Below are 12,731 nucleotides of genomic sequence, written 5' to 3'. Positions count from 1 at the left end.
AATTAATCTCAACAAGTTGCCGGAAGACTTCAATGGAATTATTCCACTTGAGAATCGTTACCATTTCACCAACCTCAAAAATATTCGTTTTGAATGGCAGTTGGTAAATTTCAGTTTACCTCAACAACGCGGAGCTTTTCAGAAAGTAATGAGAACAGGGAAGGTTGAAAGCCCAGATGTTGCACCAGTTGAAAAAGGCGAATTAAAACTAAACCTTCCTGAAAATTACAAACAATACGATGCACTTTATTTAAAGGCATTTGATACCGCCGGAGATGAAATTTATACCTGGACCTGGAAAACAGATGGAAATACCAACCAGGTGGTAAAACTGGTTGAAAAAGCATTAAGTGAAAAAGAAACGGAACGATTAAAAGCACTTAAAGCGCAGGGTATTGAAGAAGATAATATTTTACCCATTGAAGCGCAGGCTGGAGACAAAAACCTAAGTTCGGAAGTTGAAGTAATTGAAACTGAAGAATCAATCTCCATAAAAGCTTCAGGAATTACCGTTGAATTGAATAAAAAAGACGGCACAATTTTAGGCTTAAAAAATGATTTCGGCTTGCCCATTCCTTTTAATAACGGGCCGGTTTTGGTTTCAGGAGAAGTTCAATTAACAGGCATTTCGCAGGAGAAAGGAAAAGACAGACAACAAATAAAATTCACCTACACCGGCAGTTTAAAATCGCTTACCTGGACAATGTACAACAGCGGTTGGCTACAAATGGATTACGAATACCAGGTAGAAGGCGAACAGTATTTTAACGGCATCAGTTTTACATTTCCCGAATCGGATATAATTAGTGCAAAATGGCTGGGAGAAGGGCCATCGCATATCTGGAAAAACAGGTTACAAGGGGGACAGCTCGACGTTTTCCAGCGCCTGTACAACAATGTTTTACCGGGCGACAACAACTGGCAACACCCGCAGTTCAAAGGCTATTTTGCCGATGTTTCGTGGATGGAATTTAATACCGTCTACGGGAAATTCACTATGGTAGCACAGGAAGAAGATTTATTTGTTCGTCTGTTTGATTTCTATGGAATTTCGGGACCAACCAACTACCCTGCTCTGCCTATCGGAAACATCTCTTTCCTGGATGGCATTCCACCACTGGGAACAAAACTGGCCATGGGAATTAGCAACGACACCAAAAGTTTAGGGCCTGCCGGAGAGTTGAATACGATGCCCGAGCCCATAAAACGAACGCTTTACTTCTATTTCGGATTATTGAACTAAGATATCGTGATAAAAAATTACATAAATATAATTCTGCTTTTTTCGATTGCACTGCTAATTTCCTGCGGGCAAAAAACACCTGACAAAAAAGCGACCAATCTTTGGCATAACGAAAGTCGGGAAATACGTTATCAGCCTGATGGAAAAGGTTTTGTGATTACCAATGGTACCAAACGTTTTAACCGGGCTCTGTACGGCACGAATACCGGTTTTCGGGTTGAAGCAGGCGATTTGCCTGAGTTTGCCATTTACATGCCTCGTTTGGGTGGAACTTTTCGACTTGGACTTATTCAGGCTGATAGCTCAAAATGGCTAATTAACGCTGAAACAATAAAAATGCGTTACGAAGCTGGTAGCATTACTTACCAAATTGAAGACCCGCTTTTAGGAACTGGAAAACTGTACCTTCATCTTTTAGCAATGGCCGATGCCGATGGTTTTATTTTAAAAGCTGAAGCCAAAAATGTTTCTGAAGAAACTGAATTATTTTGGGCATTTGGAGGCGCGAGTGGCAAACGCTTTTCACGCGAAGGTGATTTGGGTGCCGATCCTGAATCAGTTTTTTATTTAAAACCTGAAAACTGTACAAGCAACGAATATTTTATTCGCGAAAACAGTTTTAACCTTTACTACGGTTCGGGGCGAACGTTGTCTGATAATGAGGTTTACGAAAACAACTATCAACCAACACCAGAAGAAATAAAGGCCACCCGCCTAAAAGAAAAGAAACGTTTATTTGGCTTGGTTCCCATAAATTCAGATTTAAAGCTTGGCGATGCTTCCTTTCAGAATAATCCGCTAGGCCTCTACCAATCTCAGGTTCAGGAAGCACCTGTAATTACGGGTAAGACAGCTTTAACCGAAGAAAACTATTTTCTGATTTTAAATCCGGATACCAAAATTCGTCCTGCATACAGCGAAATTCCTCAACTGTTTCAACAAGCCAGTTTTGCCAGAAAAGAAATTGCTGACAGAATAAAAATTGAAACACCCGATAAATACATCAATGCAGTTGGTGCCACGCTTTCAACCGCTGCCGATGCCGTTTGGGACGGTAAATCGTTTATGCACGGAGCCATTGCCTGGCGTATGCCTTTAAATGGTTGGCGGGGTGCTTATGCTGCCGACTGGCTGGGTTGGCATGATAGGGCAAAAACACATTTTAGAGGTTATTTTCAATCGCAATACACAGCACCTGCAAGTGGGCCAAGCACTCCCGATGAAAAAACGCATTTGTCCCGTCAGAAAGAAGAAAAAGGTACAGCCTTGTTTACCGATGGTTATATCAGCAGACGACCTGGTGGCCTAAATAAACCGCACCATTACGATATGAACCTGGTGTTTATTTCGCAACTTCTATCGCACTTCCGCTGGACAGGCGACCTGGAATTTTTACGCGAAAGCTGGCCGGTGCTTGAGCGTCATTTGGCCTGGGAAAAAAGATGTTTTGATGCAAACAATGATGGGCTCTACGATGCCTATGCCAGCATTTGGGCCAGCGATGCCCTGCAATACAGCGGTGGAGGCGTAACCCATTCCTCAGCATATAACTACCGTGCCAATCTGGTGGCTGCTGAATTGGCTCCGCTTATCGGGAAAGACCCAAAATCTTATTTGCTAGAAGCGGAGAAAATAAAAACCGCAGTTAATGAATCTTTGTGGTTACACGAAAAAGGTTGGTTTGCCGAATACAAAGATTTACTGGGAAATCAATTGGTTCATCCATCAGCTGCCCTTTGGACTGTTTATCATGCCATTGATGAAAAAATGGCCAATCCATTCCAGGCCTACCAGTCAACACAATACATCGACAAAAACATCCCGCATATTCCCATTGAAGCTGAAGGTTTGGAAACCAGCAAATATTACACATTGGCAACAAGCAATTGGATGCCTTACACCTGGTCGATAAACAACGTTGCTTTTGCAGAGGTACTTCACATAGCGCTTGCTTATTGGCAAAGTGGAAGACCGGAAAAGGCATTCGAGCTTACAAAGAGTACTTTTCTCGATTACATGTTTTTAGGAAGCAGTCCCGGCAATTTTGGACAGCTTTCGTATTACGATGCTTTTAGGGGAGAACTGTACCGCGATTTTGCCGACCCGGTTGCCATGGCAGCACGCGCTTTTGTGGAAGGAATGTTTGGTATTTCGCCTGATATAGTTAACGAAAAGCTTTCGATTACACCCGGTTGGCCAGTGGAATGGAGTCATACATCGATTCAAACACCTGACATAAAACTAAATTTTAAACGAAATAACGATACCGATATTTACGAAATAGAATCGAATTTCGGGAAAAAGCTTCAGCTTAACCTGGCTTTAAATGCGCGAAAGGTAGATATTAAATCGGTAACGATTAACGGGGAAACACGGGATTGGACCTTTGATGAAAAAGCCATCGGAAGTCCTAAAGTAATTGTTAAAAGCAAGAAAGGGAACAAGTTTAAAGTTAAAATTGAATGGAGTGGTTCGGCATGGGAAACTCCTAAAGTGGATGAGTTTTATGCACTGAATGAAAACATTAATATCCAGCTAAAAAAAGCCACGTTAGTTGATATTTATGACCCTCAAAATATATTCGATGATATAGAAAAAAATGAAAAAACCTTCTCTGCAAAACTAAAAGGGAAGCCAGGTTGGAGAACGGCATTTCTAAAATTTAAACAGAACGATTTACAATGGTGGCATCCTCTATCTTTTGATTTGCGCCCAGCACTTTGTTTAGTTTCAGATAAACAGCAAGCTGAAAATAAGTTGGCATTTAAAATTCAGAATAACACTAAAAAAACATTTAACGGGAAATATTCCGTTAATGGTATCTTTCAAAATATCACAATTCCTGCGAAATCAATTTCTGATAAAATTATTATTTCGAATAAGCTCGTACCAGGAAGTAACAAAGTTGAAATAATTGAAACAAACATAACCGAAAATGTAGTTAATTGGAATGTTTCGATTTCAAACAAAACTGTTTTTGAAAAAGTAAATATTACCGAGCAATTCAACGACCGGATTACCAATATTTTTAACGAGCAATATTTTTCACCACGTTCGCCCTACCCTACTTTAAGCATTCCGGTGCAGGGAATTGGCGATTGGTGTTCGTACCGCGAAACAGAAGAAATTGATGATTCAGGGCTGCGAAAAAAAGCTGGTGCTGCTAACGAAATAAAATCAGCCCAGGGAATCCCATTTCAAACTCCCGGTGAAGCGAAAGGCAATATTCTGTTTACTTCAAAATGGGATAATTATCCCGATTCTGTTGAGATTCCGCTTTCTGGCAAAGCTTCGCATTTGTATTTGCTAATGGCTGGTTCGGTACACCACATGCAAATAAATATGGTTAATGGATGGATAAAAGTGAACTACAAAGATGGCAGCAAAGATGTGCTTCCATTAAAAAGCCCCGAAAACTGGTGGCCCATTGAACAGGATTATTACCAGGATGGATTTGCGTTTAAAGTAAATGCACCACAACCACCACGTTTGTATTTAAAAACCGGAGAATGGCACCTGGATTCGTACGATATATTAAAGAAAAACGGTACAAATAAAATAGAAGGCGGAGCAGCTTCAATGCTCGATCTACCTTTAAATCCGAAAAAGGAATTGCAATCATTAAAAGTAATAACCAATACCAATGATGTTGTTATTGGTCTTATGGCTGCAACATTGAAAACTGAAAACTGAAAGAAAATGCCATAAAGACAAGGTCAGGAACATACGTTAAAAAAGAATCGTTAAGAATTGTAATCAAAAATCTAAATTTTATATGAAATCAAAAATCTTACTCGTCATCAGTTGTCTTTTATTTGCATTAGCAGCATGTAAAAACACCAATGAACTCCCCTCGAAGCAAGAGGTTCTGGATAAAATGGTTTTAACCAACGACTACCTGATGAAAAAATGGCCCGACCCGGGTGTAAATGTCATCACCAACAAAGAACGCCCAAGCAACCTTTGGACACGTGCCGTTTATTACGAAGGATTGATGGCACTTTACGAAATGCATCCGCAAGAAAAATACCTGCAATATGCCATCGACTGGGGCAAATCTCACAATTGGGGATTACGAAACGGTGCAAAAACCAGACACGCCGATAATCATTGTGCCGGACAAACCTACATCGATTTATTCAATATTGAGCAGGATTCAATACGAATCAGAGATATAAAAGCCTCAATTGATTCGATGCTAAGTACCGATAAAATCGACGATTGGGACTGGATTGATGCCCTGCAAATGGCCATGCCTGTTTTTGCCAAACTCGAAATACTTACCGGTTATGAAGCTTATTCTGAGCGAATGTACGACATGTACATGGACACCAAAGTTACCCAGGGTTTGTACAACCATGAAGAAGGTTTGTGGTGGCGCGACGCCGATTTTTTACCTCCTTACAAAGAACCAAATGGCGAAGATTGCTATTGGAGTCGCGGCAATGGCTGGGTAGTTGCAGCTCTAATTCGCACCATGGATATTTTACCTGCCAACCATAAACATCGCCAAGAATACATGAAAACTTACCTTGAAATGATGGAAGCCCTACTTCCAATTCAGCGCGAAGATGGTTTTTGGAATGCGAGCCTGCACGACCCAAATAATTATGGAGGTAAAGAAACAACGGGGACCTCACTTTTTGTTTACGGAATGGCCTGGGGAGTTAACAACGGAATATTAAGTGCCGAAAAATATTTGCCGGCAATTACAAAAGCATGGAATGCCATGGCCAAAGAATCGGTACATGAAAATGGTTTTTTAGGATACGTACAAGGAACCGGTAAAGAACCCAAAGACGGACAACCCGTAACTTACACCAGTAAACCCGATTTCGAAGATTATGGATTGGGCTGTTTCCTTTTATGTGGCAGCGAGGTTTATAAACTTTGTAAGTAACAAATATTTACTTGTGTTGAGCTTGAGTATTGAGGATGTGCATTGTTGTATTTATGTAATTGCTAACAAATAAAATGATGTGGAGCAGGATAAGTATTCTAATGATTTCGTTTTTAACCCTAATCGCTTGTAAACTACAAACCAATAAAGATGTCTTTGTTATTACAAACGACACCGCTTTTACGATATTTATTGGTGAGGATTCTGCCCCATTGGTGCAATGGGCTGCAAAAGACCTGGCGCAAGCCATAAGCGATATTTTGGGCACTGAAATTCAACTTCAATCCACCCCAGAATATGCTCCGGATAAAGAAGGAATATTTATTGGCGAAGCAGGAACAAAACTGGCGACAAATTTTGCTGAAAACAATTCCTCCAAATTAACAGGCAAATGGGAAAATTTTATAATCGAACCACGAGGACAAAACCTGATTATTGCCGGAAGCGATATTCGGGGTACAGTGTTTGGAATTTTTGAATTGCAGGAAAAAATGGGCATCTCCCCCTGGAAATGGTGGGCCGATGTAAGGCCTGTTAAAAAAGAAAAAATTACCATCGATTTATATTCCGCTGGCAAACCACAAGGTCCTTCTGTTCAGTTTCGCGGTATTTTTCTTAACGACGAAGATTGGGGGCTGCAACCCTGGGCAGCACAAACCTTCGAACCTGAAACCAATGATATTGGGCCAAAAACCTACGAGAAGATATTTCAACTTTTGCTTCGTTTAAAAGCCAATACCATTTGGCCCGCCATGCACCCGTCAACCAAAGCATTCTTTAGTATTCCCGGAAATCGTGAAATGGCAGAGAAGTACCACATTTTTGTGGGCTCTTCGCACGCTGAACCCATGCTAAGAAACAACGTGGACGAGTGGGATAAAAAGAAATACGGCGCTTTCAATTATTTCACCAACAAAGAACAGGTAAAATCATACTGGCAAGGCAGATTGGATGAAGCCACTAAAGGAGACTATATTTTTACCATGGGAATGCGTGGAGTTCACGATTCGGGGATGGAAGGAGATGCCACCCAAAAGGAGAAAATTGAAATTCTCGACGAAATTATCAGCGACCAACGCAAAATGCTGGAAACAACTTTGAAGAAACCTGTTGAAGAAATTCCGCAGGCCTTCATTCCCTACAAAGAAGTGCTTTACCTGTACAACAATGGTTTAAAAGTTCCGGAGGATATTACATTGGTTTGGTCAGACGATAATTATGGCTACATCAGAAGGTTTAGCAATGAAGATGAACAGGCCCGAAAAGGCGGTGGTGGTGTTTATTACCACCTTAGTTACTGGGGTCGGCCACACGATTATTTATGGCTTTCTACTACCCAACCCGGCTTAATTTGGTACGAAATGACCAGAGCCTACCAAAACGGCGCAAAAAAAATGTGGATTGCCAATGTTGGCGATATCAAACCTGCAGAATATAACATGGAATTTTTCCTCGACCTGGCATGGGATATTGAAAGTATTTCGGAAAAAACCATAAAAAAACATTTACAGGATTGGAGTTGCAGGGAGTTTGGGAAGGAGATTGGAAACGATATTGCCGGTGTAAAGGAAGAATATTACCGACTGGCCATGCTTCGTAAGCCCGAATATATGGGCTGGAGCCAAACCGAGCCAACAACACGTACCTGGTTATCCGAATTTTCAAGTGCGAATAATAACGAATTGCAGCGAAGAATTGATTCGTACAAAGTACTTTATGAAAAGGTTGAAAATTTGAAATACAATATCCCAAACGAAAAGCAAGATGCTTTTTTCCAATTAATAGAATATCCTGTAAAGGGATCAGCGTTAATGAATTATAAGTTTTTGCACGCCAAACAAGCGTTTTTGGAAGAAAAACAAGAGAAAAAAGATATTCTCAATACCAAAAGTTTGGAGGCCTTTAACGAAATAAAAAAACTGACAAAGCAGTATAACGCTTTAGCAGACGGTAAATGGAATAAAATGATGGAAATGAAACCCCGAAACCTTCCGGTGTTTAGCATGCCCGAGTTTGAAACCCTTGAAAAACCTGGCGTAAAGTCTAATACAGAAATCCAAACTGAGCCCGTTTTTATACAAGGTTCGGAATTTATAGACCAGCAAGCCCCAACAAATTTTAAATGGAAAACCATTGAAGGATTGGGCTACAGCAATGCAGCCATTAGCCTATACCCTTTTACCCAATATTATTTTTCGGAAGAAGCTTTTGTTGAATACGAATTTGAAATTTCTGAACCAGGTAGTTACAATATCGAAATTCGCTGTTTGCCAACCCACTCCAACAATTTCGACCATAAAATATGGATTGAAACCAATGGAAATATTTCGGATACCATTTCAATAAACACCAAAGGGCGCAGTGCCCAATGGAAAACAAACGTTTTACGCAACAGTACCTCTACCATTTTTCCTGTATCATTTAAAGAAACAGGTATTCAATCATTGAAAGTATTTGTAAATCAAACCGGTATTGTCCTCGACCAAATTGCGGTTTATCCGGCGGATTATCCTGATTTTTATGAAATAAAAAAGTAACGTTTTTAAGAATATTATCAAAGTAGTTCTATTCTCAAACCATCCGGTAGCTGCTTACACTAACCCATAGTACAAACTTAGGCTGGCTAATGGTGTATGGCAGTAGAATTAGACAGGCCAGGCGCATCAGTAAAGAATATTTGCAATTTTATACTTTTGTTATACCTGATAATGCAACCATATTTTGTAGTTTTAACACCTGAAACCAGTCAATAATTGGCCAAAACAATATTTCTCAATGCGCATTCATTCATTCTTTTCTGATTTAAAAACCAATCCGTTTGCATTAAAAAACATTTTCGTACTGCTGAGCTTGGTGCTTCTTGTAACCATGCTTATAATGAGCAAAGATGCAGGCATTAGTGGCGATGAATACTTTAAAGAAGAGCACGCTGAAAAAGTATTTAATTTCTACAAAACAGGGGGTAAAGATAAATCGGCTGTTGACACCGAACTTCCGCTACAAAAATACAATGGCCAGTCGTTCGATAATGTTATCTATGCCTTTAACACCATTTTCAACATTAAGGACGTCTACCGGTCGCGACATTTATTTAATGCCCTGGCCGGATTTCTGCTTATTCTGTTCACTGGTCTTCTTGCAAAATCGTTATTTGGCTGGAGAGCCGGAATTATTGCCATGGTTTTTATGTTTCTGTCGCCTAAAATTTTGGGGCATGCGCTTAACAATCCTAAAGATATTCCGTTTGCAGCTGGCTATACTATAAGCCTGTATTTCATCCTTCAGTTTATACGCGAGTTACCCAAACCACGAATGAAAACCATGTTACTGATAGTTGCCGGAATTGCAGCCACAATTAGTATTCGTATAGGTGGATTAATTTTAATTCCATATTTAGGCCTGTTTACAGGCATTTACTACCTAAGCCAAAAAGATTTTTATTCGAAGCAAGGCATTGCAGGCGCATTAAAAACCGGGGGACTAATCGTACTAATTGGCTTGGCAAGTTACCTGGCTGGCTTGTTATTATGGCCATACGGCCTCGTTAATCCTTTAAAAAACCCTATTGAAGCTTTAACCACCATGACCAATTATGATGTGGGGCTTTATCAACTTTTTGAGGGAGAAATACAGTTATCGAGAGATTTTCCGTGGTACTACGGATTAAAATTTATTTTAATTTCCTCTCCGCTTTTTGTCTTTTTCGGATTTGGTTTATTTTTAATTCAGCTATTTTTAAAAAAGGAAACAAAAATCAATTACCTCTTTTTTAGCTTTCTGTTTTTTGCCTTTGCTTTTCCAATTGCATATACCATCTATAAAAACTCTAATTTGTATGGTGGCTGGCGGCACCTGCTTTGGATTTACAGTCCGTTTGTTGTTTTAGCAGTCGGAGGCACTGCCTTTTTCCTAAATAATAAACAAAACTACCTTAAATACGCAACAGCAATTGTGCTTCTCGCGCTGTTTTTCGGACCACTTAAACACACCATAAAGAACCATCCCTTGCAATACATTTATTACAACCAACTTGTTGGAGGAGTGAAAGGGGCGTATGGCCAATACGAAATGGATTATTACTATGTAAGTTTACGCGATGGGGCAGAGTGGCTGATTGAAAATGAATTGGGACAGGATTCGGTTACCATTGCTACCCACCATGCCCAAATCCTTTTAAACTTTTTCGATGATGTTCCTTCAGCAAAAATAAACTACGTTAGGTATTACGAAAAAAGCAGAAACGATTGGGACTACTCCATTTGGGTAAACACCCATATTTCGAAATATGAATTGGAGCATGAAGGCTGGCCACCAAAAGGAACCATTTACACAATGGATGTTGATGGCGTTCCGGTAGGGGCAGTGGTGAAACGAATATCGAAAGATGACATTAAAGGTTTTACTGCTTTACGGAAAAAACAAATAAAAGAAGCCCGGCAATACTTTAAGAATTTCCTGAAATTGTATCCGAATAGCGAAGAGGTTTTATCGGGATATGCTCAAACCATGTTAAAATCCGGAAAGTTTGATTCTGCTGTATATTATGCCGATCAATCAATAAAATTAAATCCGCGCCAGATTGATGCGGTGGTAACCAAAGCCGCTGCATTAAACAGTGCCCGAAAATTTAAGGAAGCATTGGAAACCAGCAATAAAATAATTGCACTAAAACCCGATTACCCCGAGGGACATTACATGAAAGGTTACGCTTTACGCTACACAAATAAACCCAACGAGGCTTTAAAAGAATTTAAGATTGCCGGTGCCCTTAAAAAAAACTATTATGAACCCAATATTTATACTGCAGAAATACTGATTAATTACAAAAAGTACGAAGATGCATTAAACGTGTTAAGCGAAATATTAAAATTCAAACCCAACGACATTAAATCGATTGCTCTTATGGCTCAATGCCATTTCTTTTTAAACAATCACGATGAAACACTGCGCATTTTAGCTGCAGTTCCTGAGGCTCGCAAATACAATTTCAATGTTGTTAAAGTTAAAATCAGATTGGCACTACAGGATAATGATTTAAAAAACACGGGACGTCTGTTGCAAATGGCTCGAAACATAAATTCGAACTCGGAACTTTTTGTACTGCGGGCAATGTACGAACAGGAAAGAAATAATCTGGATTTAAGTCGGCAATATATTGATAAAGCACTTGAGCTGCAAGCAGACAACCAGGAAGCACTGGTAATGGCCAGCATACTTAAACCCGAACAAACAACAGTGCAAGTGCAACAACAAAGCGAGAAAAAAGAGACAAGCGAGTCAATTATGTTCAAAGAAGAAGAAGAGGCATCAAATCCACTTGATATTTCATTTTAGTTATTTTAAAAAAAGCTGAGCTAAAGCAACTTGTAACATTTTATGCCGATAGCAGCTCGGAAGAACAATCGTCGATAAGCAAAAAATTGTATTTTGTCGGCAAATGAATAAGTTTATCATAAATTTTACGCCTACAGGCATGGTTCCCAGCAAAGAGATGAACCAGCATGTTCCTATTTCTCCGGATGAAATAATAACCGAGGTATTGGAGGCCAGAAAATATGGAATATCAATTGTTCACCTGCACGCCAGAGATGAGATGGGCAATCCAAGTTGGCAATAATGTATTTACAAAGAAATTATCGATGCAATACGTTCGGTTGATGGCTATACAAATGAATCACTCATAATTTGTGTGTCAACATCGGAAAGAACCAACTGCCAATAAACGTATCAGCAATTATTAACGGAGGTGGTATACGTATCGGACTTGAAGACAATATTTATTTTGATGAAGAAAAAAAAGTACAAGCCTCAAATTTGCAACTATTGGAACGAATTAATAAGCTTGGCAAACTTTTAAATAAAGTACCCTTTACGCCTAAAGAGGTTCGGGAAATGCTGGCAATCCAAATCGCTTAATTCGTAAATCTATTCGTACAAAGTATGGAAAATGTAATATTATATGGAACCGGGTCTGCCTTAATTGTTGACTTTGAAGAAGTATGCCTGCGAAATGATGTTTTTATAGAAGCAGTAGTTAACAATATAGAGAACGGCGAGTCATATGCAATAAATCAGGATAAAGAGATTTGGCCTTCAAACTTATCGAAAGAAAACAAACTTATTCCTTTTTTATGCACTCTTTTTACGCCTGCCAACCGCCGTTTAGCAGTTAAAGAGGCACTATCGATTGGCTTAAAGCCCTATCCGCTACTTTGTGATAAAAGCAGCGACCTGCCCATACATTTTAAGCATGGCGAAGGATGTTTTATTAATAAGCGGGTAATCATCGGATCAATGTCGTCCATAGGCAGCTATGTTACAATAAACCGTGGAGCTAACCTGGGCCACCATTTGCGGCTTGACGATTTTGTATCGATTGGGCCTGGAGTTACCGCCGGAGGAAATGTTACCGTTAAAAACGGCTCGCTCATTGGAACCGGGGCTGTAGTTTTACCAAGTATAACTATTGGTAAAAATGCCATTGTTGGAGCAGGGGCTGTGGTTACTAAAGATGTTCCGGACAACTGTGTTGTGGTTGGAAATCCGGCAAAGATTATAAAACAGCGGTAATTAAAACTACCCACCGGC

The 12,731-nt window shown here is 39.8% G+C and carries 8 protein-coding genes; all 8 read left to right on the top strand.

Annotated features, from left to right (window positions below; genetic code table 11):
* Positions 1-1,243 (top strand): beta-galactosidase domain 4-containing protein (locus tag QZ574_RS18790; RefSeq protein WP_297092429.1); only part of this gene is annotated, 1,243 nt, incomplete at its 5' end.
* Positions 1,244-1,249: 6 nt separating this feature from the next.
* Positions 1,250-4,936: a DUF4450 domain-containing protein gene (locus tag QZ574_RS18785; protein WP_297092427.1), complete on the top strand. Its 3,687-nt coding sequence runs from the start codon at positions 1,250-1,252 to the stop codon at positions 4,934-4,936.
* 82 nt (positions 4,937-5,018) lie between these two features.
* Positions 5,019-6,143 carry a glycoside hydrolase family 88 protein gene (locus QZ574_RS18780; protein WP_297092425.1) on the top strand — a complete coding sequence of 375 codons (1,125 nt, stop codon included), beginning with the start codon at positions 5,019-5,021 and terminating at the stop codon, positions 6,141-6,143.
* Between the two features lie 74 nt (positions 6,144-6,217).
* On the top strand, positions 6,218-8,680 hold the full coding sequence (locus tag QZ574_RS18775; protein WP_297092423.1) for a glycosyl hydrolase 115 family protein: 2,463 nt from the start codon (positions 6,218-6,220) through the stop codon (positions 8,678-8,680).
* A gap of 238 nt (positions 8,681-8,918) precedes the next feature.
* The gene (locus QZ574_RS18770) at positions 8,919-11,477 is read left to right on the top strand and encodes a hypothetical protein (protein ID WP_297092421.1); all 2,559 of its coding nucleotides are present in this window, start codon (positions 8,919-8,921) and stop codon (positions 11,475-11,477) included.
* 103 nt (positions 11,478-11,580) lie between these two features.
* Complete coding sequence (locus QZ574_RS18765; protein WP_297092419.1) at positions 11,581-11,760, top strand: 3-keto-5-aminohexanoate cleavage protein; 180 nt, start codon at positions 11,581-11,583, stop codon at positions 11,758-11,760.
* Positions 11,761-11,828: 68 nt separating this feature from the next.
* Positions 11,829-12,059 (top strand): 3-keto-5-aminohexanoate cleavage protein, encoded by a 231-nt coding sequence (locus QZ574_RS18760; protein WP_297092417.1) that lies wholly within the window; start codon positions 11,829-11,831, stop codon positions 12,057-12,059.
* A 24-nt stretch (positions 12,060-12,083) separates the two neighbouring features.
* Positions 12,084-12,713 carry a hypothetical protein gene (locus tag QZ574_RS18755; RefSeq protein WP_297092415.1) on the top strand — a complete coding sequence of 210 codons (630 nt, stop codon included), beginning with the start codon at positions 12,084-12,086 and terminating at the stop codon, positions 12,711-12,713.
* The last annotated feature ends 18 nt before the right edge of the window (positions 12,714-12,731 follow it).

The organism is uncultured Draconibacterium sp. (assembly GCF_913063105.1).
Classification (GTDB): Bacteria; Bacteroidota; Bacteroidia; order Bacteroidales; family Prolixibacteraceae; genus Draconibacterium.
Note: the sequence above shows the minus strand (reverse complement) of the source record. Positions and strands in the feature narration are given on the sequence as shown.